Source organism: Pseudarthrobacter sp. WHRI 8279 (assembly GCF_040224115.2).
Lineage (GTDB): Bacteria > Actinomycetota > Actinomycetes > Actinomycetales > Micrococcaceae > Arthrobacter.
Genome location: NZ_CP168162.1, coordinates 2,500,436 through 2,517,472 on the forward strand (window position 1 = coordinate 2,500,436; position 17,037 = coordinate 2,517,472).

Consider the following 17,037-nt stretch of genomic DNA (forward strand, 5'->3'; position numbering starts at 1 on the left):
AAATATCGGCAGGAACCGAGGGAGCGTTTCGATTTAAGCGTCGTTAAGTGAGAGAGCGTTTCAGGGAAGCTGCAGTTCCCCGTCCACCCGGCGCGGGATGCCGAGTGGGTTGCTTTCGTGCAGGGCCGGGTGCAGCACCGCTTCCGGCGCATCCTGGTAGGCAACCGGACGCTGGAAGCGGCGGACCGCCGTCGCGCCCACGGAGGTGAACAGCGACGTGGTGGCCGGGTACGGGCCACCGTGCTGCTGGGCCCAGTTGACGGCAACTCCGGTGGGCCAGCCGTCAAAGAGGACGCGGCCGGCAAGCTCTGACAACTGCTCCACCAAGGCAGAAATGTCCTCGCCCGGCTGGGCATGCACGGTGGCGGTGAGGCTGCCAGGCACCCTGGCCAGGACCTCTGCCAGCTCTTCCTGGTCCGTGTACTCGATGAGCATGGTGGTGGGGCCGAAGCACTCCTCCAGCAGCTCCTCAGGGCGTTCCAGGGCCTTGGCAGCCGAGGTGGAGAAGACCACCGGCGCGGCGCCGTCGGACACCGCGTCCTGGTCCACCGTGCCGCTAACCACGTCCACGCCGTCCACCGACGCGAAACTGCGCAGGCCGTCCGGGTAGGCCTCGGCAATGCGACTGGTGAGCATGCCCAGGGCAGGCTTGTCCTTGCTTGCCGCCGCCACTTTCGCGGCGAAGTCGGTTCCGGCCGGGATAAATACGAGTCCGGGCTTGGTGCAGAACTGTCCGGCGCCCAGGGTGAAGGACCCTGCCAGGCCTTCCGCAAGCTGCCCGGAACGCTCTGCCAGCGCCGCCCCGGTAACCACCACCGGGTTCAGGCTGCCCAGCTCCCCGTAGAACGGGATGGGATCCGGACGGGATGTCGCCAGGTCAAAGAGGGCACGGCCGCCCGGGATGGAGCCGGTGAAGCCCACCGCCTTGATGGCTGGATCCTGGACCAGCGCCGTTCCCACCTCGCGGCCGCTCACCAGCGCGAACAGGCCTTCAGGAGCACCCGCTGCGCGCAGGGCTTCGGCAACGATTTCCGCCGTCCGCTCGGAGAGGCGGAGGTGGCCCGAGTGGGCTTTGACAATGACGGAGCAACCCACGGCCAGGGCCGAGGCCGTATCGCCGCCGGCAACGGAGAAGGCGAACGGGAAGTTGGAGGCGGAGAACACCGCCACCGGTCCGATGGGCCGGAGGATGCGCCGCAGGTCCGGCTTGGGCGGAGTGGAGGCAGGGTCTGCGTGGTCGATCACGGCCTCCAGGTAGGACCCCTCGGTGATGACGCGCGCAAACAGGCGCAGCTGGCCGGTTGTCCGGGCTACCTCGCCGGTCAGGCGGGCTGCGCCAAGGCTCGTCTCGGAATCGGCGATCTCCACCAGCTCGGCGGCGTTCGCGTCAAGTGCTTCTGCCACGGCCGTGAGCCAGGCGGCGCGCTCAGCATCGGAAGCGGCCGCGGAAATCTTGGCTGCCTCCGTTGCGGCGGCCGTGAGCTCGGACAGGGAAAGGGTTGCAGTTCTCACGTGGATTACCTGTTCTGTGGGTATGGATTCATCGTGTCTGGATAGCTCTGCTTAGCGTGCGTCGGTAAAGCGGAAGCCAAGTCCGGGCTGGTTGGTGAGCGTCACCCGGCTGTTGCTGAACCGGACCGGCGAAGGCCCTGCCAGGATCCCCAGCTGCTCAAAGGATGCCTCCTCCACGTCCTCCACCAGGGTGGGCTCCGCGAGGGTCAGCGCCAGCTGGCCGGATAGTTCCGGGAGCAGGTGCGGCATGACCTTGATGCTGTTGGTCCGGGCAAGTTCCACGATGCGCCGGAAGGGGGTGATGCCGCCCACCCGGATGATGTTCGGCTGGATGATGTCCACTGCTTCCGCTTCTATGAAATCCCGGAAGCGGTAGATGGTGTGCAGGTTTTCACCGAGGGCGATCGGCACCGGTGAGTGCTTGCGGAGCCTGCGGTAGGCCCACAGGTCGTCCGCGCGGATGGGTTCTTCCAGCCACTCCAGCCCGTAGCCGGACAGCACGTCCAAAGCTTTGAGGGTGGTGGGCAGGTCCCAGCGCTGGTTGGCATCGATCATCAGCTTCCGGTCCGGCCCCAGGACGGAGCGGACAGCGGCCACACGTTCCGCGTCCTCGCGGATGTCCGGCTTGCCCACCTTGATCTTGACCGCGTGGTGCCCGGCCGCAACCCAGCGCTCGGTCTGCGCTACGAGCTCCTCAAGGGTGTAGTGCAGGTTCACACCGGAACCGTAGACTTCGGCGGATTCCTGGCGCTGCCCCAAAAGTCCGGCGACGGAGGTCTGGGCGCGCGATGCCCGGAGGTCCCACAGGGCCAGGTCCACGCCGGCCATGGCGATGGTGGTCAGTCCCCCGCCACCCGCCTCATGAAGCCGTTTCCACACGGCGTCCCAGACCGTCTCCGGGTTGGCGGGCAGTCCGGAGATAAAAGGGGCGATGTCGTAATCCAGCAGGGCCTTAACCGCCTGCGGGCCAATGGTGGGGGTCCAGGAAAAACCGTGCCCCGCGCCGCCGTCGTCCGTGTGGATCTCCGTGGTGATCACATGGTTTTCCGGTGCCTCCACGCCCCAGCTGCGGCGCAGCGGAACCGTGATGAGCCGGGTGCTAAGGCCGGTGATGCGCGGTTCCGTGCGGACGGCAACAGCCGCGGGGGCGCTCATCAGCGGCCAGCCAGCTCGTAGCCCTTGGCGAGGATAGCCTTCAGCTGCACCAGCTGCTCCTCGGTGGGGTCCACCAGCGGCGGGCGCACGGAACCGACCGGAAGTCCGCCCAGCCGCAGTCCGGCTTTGATCAGCGAAACGCCGAAACCGGGAGTCTGGTCGCGGAGGCGGACCAGCGGTGCGTAGAAGCCCTCCAGCAGGGCGTTGCGGCGGTCCTCGTCGCCTGCCTCGTAGGCGTCGTAGTAGGCCTTGGCGATCTCGGGAGCCATGGCGAACGCCGCCGACGAGTACAACGGGATCCCCAGTCCGCGGTAGGCGCCCTGGGTCAGCTCTGCGGTCAACAGGCCGTTGAAGAAGGCGAAGTCCTCCCGGCCGGTAGCACGCACCGCGGAGACGATTTCCTGGGCCAGGCCAACATCTCCCAGCCCGTCCTTGAAGCCGATGACCTTCGGGTTGGCAGCCAGCGTGGCCATCGAGGCGGCAGTGAACTTTGCGTTGCCGCGGTGGTAGACGATCACCGGCAGGCTGCTGGCATTGGCCACGGCCTCGACGTAGGCAACAAGGCCGTCGGTGGGGCCGGTCACCAGGTACGGCGGGAGGACCAGGAGGGCGTCGGCCCCAGCTTCCTCTGCGGCGCGGGCCGCGGCAATCGCGTGGCCCAGCGGCCCCCCGGCGCCGGCGACTACCGGGACTTTTCCGGCAACGGCCTCGACGGCGGCCGCGACCACCGTGCGGACCTCCTCGATGCTGAGGGCGTGGAATTCGCCGGTGCCGCAGGCGGGGAAAACACCGCCCGGACCGAACGGAAGCCGGGAGCTGATGTGATCCTTCAGCAGGGCTACGTCAACAGTGCCTTCGGCCGTGAACGGAGTGACGGGGAAGAACAGTACGCCGTCGAATTTCATGGTGTCTCCTTGGCTCCGCTGCCGGCAGTGACCAGCGCGGAGTTCTCGTCGTTGAGGGGTGTGGTGGACTTGAGCTCGGTGCGCCAGCTTCGCGTGGGCTGCCAGCCCAGGAGTTCCTGGGCCTTGGCGATGGAGAAGGCCGGGCTGGTTCCGGTGAGTCCGGCGCTGAGGGCTTCGCTTCCGGGGAGGAATCCCGGCATGAGCTCCGCCAGGGGTGCGGTGGCCAGTGCGTCTGCGGCTCCCACAAAAAAGGTTTCCCCGTTGGGGATCGACGGCATCTTCTCCAGGAGCAGGTCCAGGAAGTCCGCCACGTCCCGGGCATCAACGTAGTTGAACAGGGCAGGCGCGGACAGGGCGGGATCAGCCAGACGTTCGGCCAGGGTGTGGCCCTGCTGCGTTGGGGCACCTTCCCATTCCTCCGGAGAGATGACGAAGCAGGGCCGGAACGCCGCGTAGCGGATCTTCTCGCCCTGGGCGGCAGCGAACGTCTGCACTGTCTGCTCCGCGATGAGTTTGGACAGCGCGTAGGCGTTCCACGGCCGCGGCGGCGTCCGCTCATCCAGCGGGAACGACGGCGGCAGCCAGCCCGCCGGTGAGCCGTAGCCCAGCACGGTGGGGCTGCTGGCCGTGACGATCTTCGGCACTCCTACTTCAGTTGCCGCGCTGATCACCGCGAAGGCGAGCCGCGTGTTCGTGGCGAAGATGACGTCCTCAGGGGCACTGAACGGTACCGCTATCGCCGCAAGGTGGATGACGGCGTCGGGCGTGGTGGCCCGGAGGAGGCGCAATGCCTCGCCCGGAGCCAGGAGGTCAGCTGTTTCCTGCACGACGCCGGCGGGCAGCTGGTCCGCCGGAACGGCGTCGCGGTCCACGGAGATGACGTGGTGGCCCTTTTGGGCGAGCCCCGCCACAACGCTGCGGCCCAGGCGGCCGGAGCCGCCCGTGACAAAGATCCTGCTCATGGTTATTCCTTCGGTTGGTTTCCCGGGCAGGAGTCAGTTGCCGCGGCGGAGGTCGACGCCGAGGTCCAGGTCCTCGATGCGTACGGGCAGGGAGGACTCAAGGGAGCGGTTGCCGGCGATGCCCACCGAGACGGAGCGCAGCCCGTCCAGGTAGCCCGAGGGGCGGCCCAGCGGGTCCTCGCCCGGGCCGTTGAAGAGGTCGGAGAGCAGGAGTTCGTCGCCGCCGCCGTGGCCGCCTTCGCCATTGACGATCGGCACCTCGTAGGCAGCTTCCCAGTGGCGCTGGACCACCAGGCGTTCGCCGTTGCGCCGGATTGCGTCGTCTTCCTCAATGGGGGTGGCGCTGGGGTCCACGACGGTCTTCTTGTCCGTGCTGGACGTGACGGCGGCGCGTTCCACCACTTCGAGCTCGGCGCGGCCTTCAGTGCCGTTGACCGCTACCCGGTAGCCCTCCCAGGGGCTGTGGGCGTTCAGGGAGTAGCTCAGGCGGGGCCCGCCCTGGTACTCCACCACGAGTGCGAGATTGTCCTCGATGGTGATGCCGCCGGTGAAGACGTCCTGATCGCGGCGGTAGCCGTCGTAGTGCTCGTTGTCCAGGAAAAGGGCCTTGAGGCGCTCGTCCTCCCGAAGGTCAAGGGTGAACGGATCTTTTTCAGCGGTGGCAGGCGCATCGGCGTCCGGCGTCCCGCGCTCGGGGCGGGGACCCAGGCCGCGCTCGGCGGCGTTCTTGTCTCCGTAGAACTTCAGGCCGCCGGAGGCGAAGACGCGCTCCGGGACGTCGTCAATCCACCAGTTGACCAGGTCGAAGTGGTGCGAGGCCTTGTGGATCAGCAGGCCGCCGGAGTTTTTCTTCTCACGGTGCCAGCGGCGGAAGTAGTCGGCGCCATGGACGGTGTCCAGGACCCAGCTGAAGTCAATCGAGGTGACCTTGCCGATCACGCCGCTCTGGATGATTTCCTTGAGCGCGCTGTTGCGCGGCGAGTAGCGGTAGTTGAAGGTGACCACCACGTTGCGGCCGGTCTCGTGCACGGCCTGGGTGATGCGGCGGCAGCCTTCGGCATCAATGGTCAGGGGCTTTTCGACGACGACGTCGGCGCCTGCGCGCAGTGCCTCCACGATGTAGTCGGCGTGGGTGTAGTCAGGCGTGGTCACCACGACGCGGTCGATGGTGTTGGCCTGGATGAAGGCGGTGAGGTCAGCAGGGTCAAAGGCTGCGACAGGCCCTGGCGCACCGAGTTCCTGGATGAGCTTCTGGTAGAACTCCACACGGCCGGGGTTCACGTCCGAGAATGCCACCAGCTCGGCGGTGTCCGCGTGCTTGCCGAAAATGGCGCGGATGTACATCTCGGAACGCCCGCCGGTGCCAATCAGGGCAATCCGGGCTTTCCCGCCCTGGCGGGCGGGCGCACCTGCGGCGGCTGCAGCCTCGGTGCTGTGCGCGGCTTCGGACCGGGCCTCTGGGGCGGAAGTCGACTCGGCTGTGTTGACCATGAGGGGTCCCTTTCGAAGACTCAAAAACCGGCCGGTAGGGGCCGCTGTTCGGTGAAGATCTGGTGCTTTTGGTACCTCGCCTCAGAAAGCGTTTTCTCAGGCTGCTATATGAGTTGTATCAACCCCATCGCTCATTCGTCAAGCATTGGCAACGCAGGAAGAAAGCGTTTTCTGCCCTGCGCAGGCTCCGAAGCGGGAAAGAACGGGAAAATTGGCCGGGAAAAGTGGGAAAAGAAGAGAAATCGCTTTCCCGTCCCGTTATATGCTTTCAGTCACTACATGCTTTGACGAATACGCCGCCAGTCGGTTCGGATCCTGCCCTGCAACGGAACGGCGCCACCACCTGTACCAGCGGCGCGAAGGAAGGGACCACGCATGGTCAGGAAATCGGCATCGGGCAGGATCGGCATCGCGGATGTTGCCGTGAAGGCGGGCGTCTCCCACGCAACGGTTTCGCGCGTCATGAACGGCAACTTCACGGTTGACCCCGAGATCGCAGCCCGGGTCAGGGCTGCCGCGGTGGAGCTGAAGTACCAGCCCAACCCCGTGGGCCGGAGCCTGGCGCTGGGCAAGACGGACACCATCGGCATTGTTGTTCCGGACCTCGCCAACCCCACCTTCCAGGCCATTCTCCGCGGCTTGAGCCGGGCTGCCGCCCAGGACGGGTACCGCGTGCTCATCGCCGACTCCTTTGAGGTCTCCAGCGAGGAAACCATCCTGGCGGGCGAGGCACGCCGGCGGTGCGACGGCCTGGTCCTCTGCGCGCCCCGCATGAGCGACGCCGAACTGGAGGAGATTGCGCCGTCCCTCCGGCCGCTTGTCCTCATCAACCGCACCACGGCAGCCGCAGGCGTCCCCAGCCTGGTGGTCGACTATGGCCAGGGCGTGCAGGATATCGCCGAACACCTGGTGGAACTTGGCCATACCCGGCTCGCCTTCCTGGCAGGCCCTCCCCGCAGCGCCTCCAACAACCTGCGCCTGCAGGGACTGCAGGCCTTCAAGGCGGCCCATCCACAGGTGGAAGTCACCATGCTTGAGGGCGGCTCCGACTTCGATACCGGCCACGGCGCGGTGGACGCGGTACTGGAGAGCGGCGCCACGGGAATCCTTGCCTTCAACGACCTGGTGGCGATGGGACTGATGAGCGGACTGCATGAACGGGGCCTGGACGTCCCCGGCGACATCTCCGTCACCGGGTTCGACGACATCCCTTTCGCCAGGTACACGACGCCGGCGCTCACCACGGCAGCCGTTCCCATCACCGAGCTGGGCGAGCAGGCCTGGCACCAGCTGCGGGCCCTTATCCGCAACGAGGAAAGCGACGCCCCCGGAAGCCGCTACCAGCCGAAGCTCGAGGTGCGGGCCAGCACCGGTCCCGCCAAGGCTGCCCGCACGGCAGTCCACGGCTGACCACCCCCTCCTGCCAGCGGAGTTTTTGGTCACGTATGACGACTTGAAGGGGCTCCAAGTCCTCATATCTGCCCAAAAACTCAGGGACGGATTGGTACAGTTCCTCCGGAAGCCAGCCCCGCCTCCCGGTAGTACCCCTCAATGTGCGCTGCCACCAGCTGTGCCGCACGGTCGCCGTCGTCATTCCTGATGGCGGCAAGGATCTCGCGGTGCTCGGCCTTCAGGCGCGAGGCTGTTGCCTCCCAGTCCGGAAGGTTGGACGTCAGCTGCGCGGCGTACCGTTGGATGGACTCGCGCAGGGACCCCATCATCGCGCTGACCACGGCATTCCCCGCGGCATCAGCCAGCGCCAGGTGGAACCGGACATCCAGGGCCAGGAATTCGTCAACGTCCAATCCCACGGCGGCCATCTCCTCCAGCAGGCTGCCGGCTGCCTCCAGCTCCGGAGCCTCCGGACTTGCCCTTGATGCCGCCCAGGACTCCAGGAGGACCCGGGTTTCCACGATGTCCGCCACCGGAAGGTGCTGCGTGGCAACGTGCAGGCGCAGCGCGGAGCCAAGTGCCGCCGTCGGATCCGAAATGACCACCGTCCCTGCATCCGGTCCCGACCCCACCCCGGCCCGGACCACGCCCATGGCTTCAAGGATCCGGATGGCTTCACGGACCGATGTGCGTGAGACCTTCAGCTGCTCGGCGAGGGTGCGTTCAGCCGGCAGCCTGCCGCCCACGGACAGCCGGCCCTCGGAAAGTTCGGCCTCGATCCAGGACAAAACAAGCTGGTGCGTACGCATAAGGCCATGGTACTTGATGTGGTCCAACCACATGGCCTACAGTGTGGTTAGACCACAGGAGGTCCCGAACGTGGACCTGCCGCCCATTGGAGGACGCCATGACCCACACCATCCAGCCCAATAATCCGGAGACAACGCCTGCCCCGGAGGCCACCGATATCCCGGCAGCCGCACCCGCTTCCCCTTCGGCGGTTTCCGGAGTGCCGGCAGCCCTGAAGCGCCGGATCCCCAAGTACTCGGACCTGGCGCCGCTGATGCAGTTCAAGAAGCCCGAGTTCAGCAAGGAAGCCCGGCTCAAGCGGGCCAGTACCATCTGGGAACTCCGCGACATCGCCAAGCGCCGCACCCCGCAGGCACCCTTTGACTACACCGACGGCGCTGCCGAAGGGGAGATCACCCTCCGCCGCGCGCGGGAGGCGTTCCTGGACATCGAGTTCCGGCCCGGCATCCTGCGCAACGTCTCCAAGATCGATCTGAGCACCGAAATCCTGGGCAAGCCCTCCCGGCTGCCCGTGGGCATCGCCCCCACCGGCTTCACCCGGATGATGCAGTCCGAAGGTGAATACGCCGGTTCCCAGGCCGCCGAAGCCGCCGGAATCCCCTACACCCTTTCCACCATGGGCACCGCGTCCATCGAGGATGTGGCGGCTGCGGCACCGAACGGCCGCAACTGGTTCCAGTTGTACCTCTGGACGGACCGCGAACGCTCGCTGGAACTGATTGAGCGGGCCGCCAGGGCCGGCAACGACACCCTCATGGTCACCGTGGACACCGCTGTGGCCGGCGCCCGCCTCCGCGATGTCCGCAACGGCATGACCATCCCGCCGGCGCTGACCGTCAAAACCGTCCTGGATGCCTCCTACCGCCCCGCCTGGTGGTTCAACTTCCTCACCCACGAGCCGCTCACGTTCGCGTCGCTGTCCCGCTACACCGGGACCGTGGCCGACCTCATCAATTCCATGTTCGATCCCACGCTGACGTTCGAGGACCTGGACTGGCTGCGCGAAACCTGGAAGGGCAAGCTGGTGGTCAAGGGCATCCAGACCGTGGAGGATGCCCGCCGCGTCGTCGACCATGGCGCCGACGGCGTGGTCCTCTCCAACCACGGCGGCCGGCAGCTGGACCGTGCGCCCATCCCGTTCCACCTCCTCCCCGAGGTCAAGCAGGCCTTCACCGCGGACAACAGCGATGCCGCGATCATGCTGGACACCGGCATCATGAGCGGCGCGGACATCGTGGCTGCCCTTGCCCTGGGCGCCGACTTCACGCTGATCGGCCGCGCCTACCTGTACGGCCTGATGGCCGGGGGCCGGGCAGGCGTTGACCGCACACTGCAGATCCTGGAGAAGGACATGGCCCGCACCATGGCCCTGCTGGGTGTCAGCAGGATCTCCGAGCTGACCCCGGACCACGTGCGCCTGCTCAACAAGTAATCGCCCGGGGCCCCTACTTTTTGCGGCCGAACTTCGGCAGGGTGGGGAGGTTCGCCAGGAGGTCGGCAGCCTTGGTGGCTGCCCGGCCCACCGTCCTGCCGATCTGCTGGGGAACGGTGTCGTCGCTCAGGGGCGCCGTGGTTCCGCCGGGAATGACGACGGCGGGACTCAGCTCGGCGCCGTCGCGCGCCAAGACGCCGGCGGACACAGCTTCCGCTGCCACTGCTCCGGCGGGGGCGGCTTCCTGGTCCGCCGGAGCCGCCTTGCCGGCGGTGCGGGAAGCCTGTTCCTGGCTGCTGCCGGCGGCAGCGGCGGGAACAGATGCCGCAGCAGTGGTTTCCACCGCCGGGGCTGCTGCTCCCACATCCAAGGTTTCAAGCCAGGTGGCAATGCCCTCGAGCGGCTTGCGGTTGAGTGCGTAGTAGCGCTTCTGGCCCTGGGCCCTCATGCTCACAAGCTGGGCTTCGCGAAGGACTTTGAGGTGCTTGGAAATGGTGGGCTGGCTCGCCGCCAGTTCCTCCACCAGTTCGCCCACGGCCTTGTCTCCTGAGCGGAGGGAAACCAAAATGTCACGCCGGGTCGATTCCGCTATGACGGCAAATACGTCGTCTGTCACCATGCCTCCCACCCTAGCGACATATACGCCGAAAGGCATCCACTATTTCGGCCGTGCCGGACGCCATTGCCCGGGCTCCTCAGCAGTGCTAGAACGGTTCCAGGGATGCCCCGGGTTCCCGGGAAGCGGCCGGCGTGACCTGAGGAGTGGGTGGTATGGATTTCCTCCGCCAGCAGCTGTTCAACATCATCGCGTTCGTTTTCCTGGGCCTCTTCGTGGCCGTGTGGGGCTCCGTGCTGCTGCGTGTGGGGTTCTGGGTGCCTGACGGCAGGACACTGGCGCCGCCCCTCAATGGAGCCTTGGTCACGGCGGCCGGCGTCCTGGCCACCTCATTGAGTTCCCTGACGGCATCGGCCCTGGGATTTACCATCGCAGAGGTCCGCCGTGACGAGTCGGAGCAGGACGCCCGCCGGCCATCAGGTCCCTCTGGGCAGGGAAGCCCCACGGTCATCAACCCGTCCGATGTCACCGCCAGGCTGTCGGGGCGGATCATCGCCGCCATCATTGTCTACCTCGCAGTGGGCCTGGCCGTGCTGCTGCTCTGGCTCGCCAAGGGAACCGCGTCCACGGACCTGATCGGGGCCTTCGCCCTGTCGCTGCTGGGTTGGCTGATCGGCGCAGCGGGAGTGGTCTTCCAGACGGAGAAGCGGAGTACCTGACAGGCACGGCGTCAGTCGAACCAGGGGTCCAGTCCGTGCAGCGGGAAGACGGACTTTCGGGTTGCCATCACCGTACGGTCCACGGCGTCGTTGGGGTCGAAACCGACCTCCCACGACCGCCACCACAGTTCCACGTCGTCACTCATCAGCGCCGGCGCCGAGGAGCCGAACTTCTCCTCGACGTAGTCGCGCCAGTCCTGCGGGACCGGCGTACGCAGCGGTACGGGCCGTCCGGCTGCAATGGCAATAAGGTGGCTCCAGGACCGCGGCACCACCTGGAGGACGTTGTAGCCGCCGCCTCCCGTGGCTATCCAGCGGTTGTCGCAGTGGCGGGCTGCAAGGTTCCCGACGGCGGAAGCGGCCTCCCGCTGCCCGTCAACGCTGAGGTTGAGGTGGGTGAGGGGATCCAGACGGTGGGAGTCGCACCCGTGCTGGCTGACAATCACTTCCGGCTGGAAGGCGGCCACTAATTGCGGGACCACCGCGTAGAAGGCGCGCAGCCAGCCGGCGTCCCCTGTTCCCGAGGGCAGCGCAACGTTCACCGCGGTCCCTTCGGCCTGCGGGCCGCCGATCTCGTTCGCGAATCCGGTGCCCGGGAACAGCGTCAGGCCGCTCTCGTGCAGCGAGACCGTGAGCACGCGGGGGTCGTCCCAGAAAATGCTTTCCGTTCCGTCACCGTGGTGCGCATCGACGTCGATATACGCCACCCTGCGGATGCCGCCGTCGAGCAGCTTCTGCACGGCAAGTGCAGCGTCGTTATAAATGCAGAATCCGCTGGCCCGCTCGCGGGAGGCGTGGTGCATGCCGCCGCCGAAGTTGATGGCGCGCAGGGCTGAACCGTCCAGAATCCGGGAAGCGGACAGCAGCGAGGCTCCGGCCAGGCGGGCCGCCGCCTCATGCATGCCTGCAAAAGCGGGGTCGTCCTCGGTACCCAGCCCCCGGGACTCATCAGGCTGGCCGGGATCGGCGCTGACCTTTTTGACTGCGGCAACAAACTCGGGCGAATGCACGGACTCAAGGGCGGCGTCGTCCGCGACGTCCGGGGCTTCCACCGCAACATGGTCCAGGCCGAACAGTCCCAGGCTGGATGCCAACCGGGCTGTGAGGTCCATCCGCTCCGGTGCCATGGGATGGCCTGGACCGAAGTTGTAGGCGGTCATGTCAGAACTCCACGCCACCACCGTTGGGGGCGCGGGCAAGCTGAGGCCCGGCAGGTATGTCATCAATCACAGGCTACCTGAGCGCGGCGCCCCTCCTGCCCGGTCATGACGCATCCATTAGTGGTTTACTACTGAGGGAAACAGTTTCTACCGAGGAAAAGCCACACATGACGCAAAGCCAGTCGAGGCCCCGTACCCCGGCCAACTGGCATCCCGCAGCGCAGGAGCGGGAAGGCCTCTGGATCCTTACGCGGCTGCGGGACTTCGTCGACGACATTGCGAACACTTCGCCGGCCCGGCTTGCCCTGACAGTGTTCGCCGCGGTGTGCCTGCTGTTTGCCCTCCTGCTGTCCCTTCCCGTTTCCTCCGCCGCCGGCACCGTCACCCCGGTCCACCAGGCGCTGTTCACCGCGGTCTCCGCCGTGTGCGTCACCGGACTTACGGTGGTGTCCACGGCAGTCCACTGGTCCTTCTTCGGGCAGCTGGTGATCCTGATAGGTATCTTCATCGGCGGACTCGGCACCCTGACCCTGGCCTCGCTGCTGGCGCTGATGGTGGGCAAGAGGCTGGGAGTGCGCGGCAAGATCATTGCCGCCGAGTCCATGAACAACGCAGGGCGCCTGGGTGAGGTCGGTACCCTGCTGCGGATCGTTATTACCACGTCAGTAGTAATTGAAAGCATCCTTGCACTGGCCCTGATCCCCCGGTTCCTGACCTTGGGTGAGCCGTTCTGGCAGGCTGTCTGGCACGGTATTTTCTACGCCATCTCCTCCTTCAACAATGCAGGCTTCACCCCGCACTCGGACGGCATCGTGCCCTACGAAACAGACCTCTGGATCCTGGTTCCCCTGATGCTCGGCGTCTTCCTGGGCAGCCTGGGATTTCCCGTGGTGATGGTCCTCCAGCAAAACGGGTTGAACTGGAAAAAGTGGAACCTGCACACCAAACTCACCATCCAGGTCTCCTTCATCCTCCTGGTGGCGGGCACCCTCCTGTGGGCTTTGATGGAGTGGGACAACCTGCGGACCATAGGAAGCATGGACCTGGGCGACAAGGTCACCCATTCCCTGTTCGCGTCCGTCATGATGCGGTCCGGCGGGTTCAACCTGGTGGACCAAAACCAGATGGAATCCACCACCATGCTGCTGACGGATGCATTGATGTTCGCCGGCGGCGGTTCCGCCTCCACCGCAGGCGGCATCAAGGTCACCACCATCGCCGTCATGTTCCTGGCTATCGTGGCCGAGGGCCGCGGCGACTCCGACGTCAAGGTATACGGCAGGACCATCCCCGAAGGCACCATGCGGGTGGCTATCTCGGTGATTGTTGCCGGAGCCACCCTCGTTTCCGTATCCGCGTTCCTCCTGCTCCACATCAGCGGCGCCTCGCTTGACCGGGTGCTGTTCGAAACGATCTCCGCGTTTGCCACCTGCGGCCTCAGCACCAACCTCAGCGCTGAAGTGCCGCCGTCGGGCGTTTACGTTCTCACGGGCCTGATGTTCGCCGGCCGCGTGGGCACCGTAACCCTCGCCGCTGCGCTGGCGCTCCGCCAGCGCAGCCAGCTGTACCACTACCCTGAAGAGAGGCCCATCATTGGCTAGTTCACCCGACGCCCCGCGGCGGCCCGCCCACAACGCGCCAGTCCTGGTGATCGGCCTGGGACGCTTTGGCTCCTCCACGGCAGAGCAGCTGGTCAAGCAGGGCCGCGAAGTCCTTGCCATCGAGCGGGACCGTACCCTGGTGCAGAAGTGGGCGCCGCTGCTGACGCACGTGGTGGAGGCCGACGCCACCAATATCGACGCCCTTCGCCAATTGGGAGCGCAGGAGTTCAGCTCCGCCGTTGTGGGCGTGGGCACGTCGATTGAGTCCTCGGTGCTGATCACCGTCAACCTGGTAGACCTTGGCATCGAGCACCTCTGGGTCAAGGCGATCACGCCCTCCCACGGCAAAATCCTCACCCGGATCGGCGCCAACCACGTGATATATCCTGAGGCCGACGCCGGAGTCCGCGCAGCGCACCTGGTCTCCGGGCGCATGCTGGACTTCATCGAGTTCGACGACGACTTCGCCATCGTGAAAATGTATCCCCCGCGTGAAACGGTGGGATTCACGCTGGACGAGTCCAAAGTCCGCTCCAAGTACGGCGTCACGATCGTCGGGGTTAAGTCCCCCGGTGAGGACTTCACCTACGCCCGGCCGGAAACCAAAGTGTCCTCCCGGGACATGCTGATCGTCTCCGGCCACGTGGACCTGCTGGAACGCTTCGCCGCCAGGCCGTAGTTCCCGAGTTTTTGTCCAGATATGCAGGCTTGAAGGGTGGTCAAGCCCCCATATCTGGACAAAACTCCCACGCTATCCGAGCTGCTTGGTGATTTCGGCTGCCCGCTCCGCAGCCGCGCGGGCTCCGGCAGCGATGATGGCGGGCATCCCGCGCTCGTCGAACGTGGCGATGGCCCTCTCGGTGGTGCCGTTCGGGCTGGTCACGGCCTTGCGCAGGGCGGTGGGATCGGCGCCGGGCTCGGCCAGCATGAAGCCGGCTCCCGCCACTGTTTCCCGGGCCAGGAGCAGGGACAGTTCTGCGTCCAGGCCCAGTTCCCGGCCTGCTGCGGCCATCGCTTCGGCCAGGTAGAACGCGTAGGCCGGTCCGGAACCGCTGATCGCCGAGAGCGCGTCCACCTGTTCCTCGGGGACCTCCACCACCGTTCCTGCGCCGTGCAGGACGTCCTTGACCCTCTGGAGCTGCTCCGGGGTGCAGTTGGTGCCCGGCGAAACGGACACCACGCCGCGGCCCAGCTTGGCAGGAGTATTGGGCATGGACCGGATGACCGGCTGGCCTGCCGGCAGTGCTGCCTCAAGCTGGGCAATGGACACCGCCGCGGCCACGCTCACCACCACCGTGGTGGGCGAGAGGGAGCTGCTGATTTCCCGCGCAAGTTCGGTAATACCAACGGGCTTGACGCCCAGGATCACGACGCCGGACCCCTTGGTTGCCTGCTTGTTGTTGTCCGGTTCCTCTTCCCCGGCGATTGCGGTAACGCCGTGGTGCCGCTCGGCCAGTTCGGCGGCGCGTTCGGCCCGCCGGACGGTTGCGACGACGTCCGCCGGATCCGTTCCGGCTTCCAGCAGCCCACTCAGAATTGCTTCGTTCATGGATCCACAGCCAAGGAATGCGATTCGGTTGCTCATGGCTCCATCATTACAGTTCGGGCTGGCCGGCGCCGAAATACATGACTTGGGGCGGAAAAGAAAAGGCGGGAACTCCCTGAAACCCATTCACAGCTGGCTCACATGTTGGGTGCAGGTCCCTCACAAGTTGCAGCCCTAACGTAGTTAGTACCTCATTGAGGGTGCGAGTGATGCGGCAGGGATGGGGATCCCTGCCAGGGTACCGGCGTCCGGCAACAGGTTTTCCCCCATTTTCCTGTTGCCGGCGCCGGTATCTCCCTTTAAGGCGGTCTAAGCGGCTTTAAGGCGTTCTAGACGGCGGCTTCGACAGCCTGCGGCGGTGCCAGGTGGGGTGCCAGCTCCAGTGGCCCGGAAAACACCAGCTGGTCCAGCCTCCGGAGGATCAGGCCTTCGCGCAGAGCCCAGGGGCAGATCCTCAGCTTCTTGAATTTGAAGAGTTCCAGCGCGGCCTCCGCCACGAGCGCCCCGGCCAGCAGCTGGTGGGCGCGGGCTTCGGAGACGCCCGGCAGGTGCAGCCGGTCCTCGGCTTTCATGGCCGAGATGCGCTGTGCCCACACCCCCAGGTCCGAAGCGTGCAGCTCGCGTTTGACGTAGGGGCCTGCCGCACTGGGAGCGGCCCCGGCGATCCGTGCCAGGGAACGGAAGGTCTTGGACGTTCCTGCCACCACGTTGGCCCGGCCCAGCCCGTCGAACTCCCGGACCGCCGGCTTGAGGGTGGCCCGGATGTATCGGCGGAGCTCCTTGACGCTTTTGGCAGATGGCGGGTCTTCTGACAGCCAGTCACGCGTCAGCCGGCTGGCACCCAGCGGTACGGAGGTGGCCACTTCAGGAAGCTCATCCTGGCCGAAGGCCATCTCGAAGGATCCGCCGCCGATGTCCAGGTTCAGGATGGGTCCGGCGCCCCAGCCATGCCAGCGCCTGACGGCGAAGAAGGTCATGGATGCTTCTTCGCTGCCCGTGAGTTCCTGGAGCGTGACGGTTGTTTCGTGCTTGACGCGGGCCAGGACCTCGGGGCCGTTGGTGGCCTCCCGGATCGCCGACGTACAGAAGGCCAGGAGGTCCTCGGCCTTGTGCCTGGCCGCAAATTCCCAGGCCTCAAGGACGAACTCGGTGAGCTCGTGCTGGCCGGCGTCGTTGATGCTGCCGTCCGGCTCCAGGTACTGGACCAGGGACAACGGCCGCTTGTGCGAGGCGAAGGGCACCGGGCGCGCGCCAGGGTGGGCATCCACCAAGAGGAGATGGACAGTATTGGACCCGATATCGAGGACGCCTAGACGCATGGTGCCATTATTCCTCGTCAGCCCGCTTGAAGTCGCGCTTGATGTTGGCCACGCCTTCCGGGTTGATCTCGAAACCGTAGGCTGCGCCCGGGTTGATGACCATTCCCAGCTCTTCGCCGATGTTGGCGATGATGGCCGCACCCTGGGTTCCCAGCACGTTGGGCGCAGCTTCAAGGTACTGCTGGTCCACCCGGCTGGGGTGCGAGAAGACGGCCAGGACGGGGTCGCCGTCGGCATTGCCGAGGACCAGGGGCTCCACCTGGGAGTCCTCGCCCTCGATGCCGTCCGAACTGATGATGTAGACCTCGCTGTTCAGGAAGGACAGGATGACGTCTACCGGGCTGGCATCGGGCTGGCCGCCCTTGGCGAGCTTCTCCTCGAGGTCGTTAAGCGGAGTGGTGTCGTCAATTCCGGGCTGTTCAGTCATCCCCCTACCCGATCACGATCCAGTGCCCCATGCAAACCCCGCAGGCACCG

Annotated in this window: 16 protein-coding genes; 5 read left to right on the top strand and 11 right to left on the bottom strand. The window is 66.2% G+C overall.

What is annotated here, in order from left to right; all coding sequences use genetic code 11:
• Window positions 1-60 precede the first annotated feature (60 nt).
• Genes ABRP28_RS11515 through ABRP28_RS11535 form a run of 5 tightly spaced genes read right to left on the bottom strand, consistent with a single transcriptional unit; the run spans window position 61 to window position 6,025 of the window.
• Window positions 61-1,512, bottom strand: a complete 1,452-nt coding sequence (locus ABRP28_RS11515) for an aldehyde dehydrogenase (NADP(+)) (protein ID WP_350002921.1) — start codon at window positions 1,510-1,512, stop codon at window positions 61-63.
• A 51-nt stretch (window positions 1,513-1,563) separates the two neighbouring features.
• Complete coding sequence (locus ABRP28_RS11520; protein WP_350002922.1) at window positions 1,564-2,667, bottom strand: mandelate racemase/muconate lactonizing enzyme family protein; 1,104 nt, start codon at window positions 2,665-2,667, stop codon at window positions 1,564-1,566.
• The gene (locus ABRP28_RS11525) at window positions 2,667-3,572 is read right to left on the bottom strand and encodes a 5-dehydro-4-deoxyglucarate dehydratase (RefSeq protein WP_350002924.1); all 906 of its coding nucleotides are present in this window, start codon (window positions 3,570-3,572) and stop codon (window positions 2,667-2,669) included. Before ABRP28_RS11525 ends, ABRP28_RS11520 begins: the two co-directional genes overlap by 1 nt.
• Window positions 3,569-4,534 carry an NAD(P)-dependent oxidoreductase gene (locus ABRP28_RS11530; protein ID WP_350002926.1) on the bottom strand — a complete coding sequence of 322 codons (966 nt, stop codon included), beginning with the start codon at window positions 4,532-4,534 and terminating at the stop codon, window positions 3,569-3,571. Before ABRP28_RS11530 ends, ABRP28_RS11525 begins: the two co-directional genes overlap by 4 nt.
• Before the next feature lie 33 nt (window positions 4,535-4,567).
• Complete coding sequence (locus ABRP28_RS11535) at window positions 4,568-6,025, bottom strand: Gfo/Idh/MocA family oxidoreductase (RefSeq protein ID WP_350002928.1); 1,458 nt, start codon at window positions 6,023-6,025, stop codon at window positions 4,568-4,570.
• A gap of 375 nt (window positions 6,026-6,400) precedes the next feature.
• Between ABRP28_RS11535 and ABRP28_RS11540 the strand changes: the two genes are divergently transcribed.
• A complete protein-coding gene (locus tag ABRP28_RS11540; RefSeq protein WP_350002930.1) occupies window positions 6,401-7,435 on the top strand; it encodes a LacI family DNA-binding transcriptional regulator in 1,035 nt (344 codons plus the stop codon).
• 80 nt (window positions 7,436-7,515) lie between these two features.
• Here ABRP28_RS11540 and ABRP28_RS11545 read toward each other — a convergent pair whose 3' ends face one another.
• On the bottom strand, window positions 7,516-8,226 hold the full coding sequence (locus ABRP28_RS11545; protein ID WP_350002932.1) for an FCD domain-containing protein: 711 nt from the start codon (window positions 8,224-8,226) through the stop codon (window positions 7,516-7,518).
• A 98-nt stretch (window positions 8,227-8,324) separates the two neighbouring features.
• Here ABRP28_RS11545 and ABRP28_RS11550 point away from each other — a divergent pair, with 98 nt between their 5' ends.
• A complete protein-coding gene (locus ABRP28_RS11550; protein ID WP_350002934.1) occupies window positions 8,325-9,659 on the top strand; it encodes an alpha-hydroxy acid oxidase in 1,335 nt (444 codons plus the stop codon).
• A 13-nt stretch (window positions 9,660-9,672) separates the two neighbouring features.
• Here ABRP28_RS11550 and ABRP28_RS11555 read toward each other — a convergent pair whose 3' ends face one another.
• Complete coding sequence (locus ABRP28_RS11555; RefSeq protein ID WP_350002936.1) at window positions 9,673-10,278, bottom strand: metalloregulator ArsR/SmtB family transcription factor; 606 nt, start codon at window positions 10,276-10,278, stop codon at window positions 9,673-9,675.
• Between the two features lie 152 nt (window positions 10,279-10,430).
• On the opposite strand from ABRP28_RS11555, the gene ABRP28_RS11560 reads away from it, so the two are divergent.
• Window positions 10,431-10,934, top strand: coding sequence for a hypothetical protein (locus tag ABRP28_RS11560; protein ID WP_350002938.1), 504 nt, complete (start codon window positions 10,431-10,433; stop codon window positions 10,932-10,934).
• A gap of 11 nt (window positions 10,935-10,945) precedes the next feature.
• Here the strand turns inward: ABRP28_RS11560 and ABRP28_RS11565 are convergent, their stop codons facing one another.
• Window positions 10,946-12,157, bottom strand: a complete 1,212-nt coding sequence (locus ABRP28_RS11565; RefSeq protein ID WP_350002940.1) for an acetoin utilization protein AcuC — start codon at window positions 12,155-12,157, stop codon at window positions 10,946-10,948.
• 104 nt (window positions 12,158-12,261) lie between these two features.
• Between ABRP28_RS11565 and ABRP28_RS11570 the strand changes: the two genes are divergently transcribed.
• The gene (locus ABRP28_RS11570; RefSeq protein WP_350002942.1) at window positions 12,262-13,695 is read left to right on the top strand and encodes a potassium transporter TrkG; all 1,434 of its coding nucleotides are present in this window, start codon (window positions 12,262-12,264) and stop codon (window positions 13,693-13,695) included.
• Window positions 13,688-14,374 (top strand): TrkA family potassium uptake protein, encoded by a 687-nt coding sequence (locus ABRP28_RS11575; RefSeq protein WP_066278878.1) that lies wholly within the window; start codon window positions 13,688-13,690, stop codon window positions 14,372-14,374. The genes ABRP28_RS11570 and ABRP28_RS11575 overlap by 8 nt, the downstream gene beginning before the upstream one ends.
• Window positions 14,375-14,446: 72 nt before the next feature.
• On the opposite strand, the gene proC is transcribed toward ABRP28_RS11575, so the two are convergent.
• The 3 genes from proC to ABRP28_RS11590 form a co-directional block, all read right to left on the bottom strand.
• The gene (gene proC / locus ABRP28_RS11580; protein ID WP_350002943.1) at window positions 14,447-15,280 is read right to left on the bottom strand and encodes a pyrroline-5-carboxylate reductase; all 834 of its coding nucleotides are present in this window, start codon (window positions 15,278-15,280) and stop codon (window positions 14,447-14,449) included.
• Between the two features lie 290 nt (window positions 15,281-15,570).
• Entirely contained in the window at window positions 15,571-16,560 is a 990-nt protein-coding gene (locus ABRP28_RS11585) for a Ppx/GppA family phosphatase (RefSeq protein WP_350002945.1), read from the bottom strand.
• A gap of 7 nt (window positions 16,561-16,567) precedes the next feature.
• The gene (locus tag ABRP28_RS11590) at window positions 16,568-16,987 is read right to left on the bottom strand and encodes an SseB family protein (protein WP_231453976.1); all 420 of its coding nucleotides are present in this window, start codon (window positions 16,985-16,987) and stop codon (window positions 16,568-16,570) included.
• Window positions 16,988-17,037 lie beyond the last annotated feature (50 nt).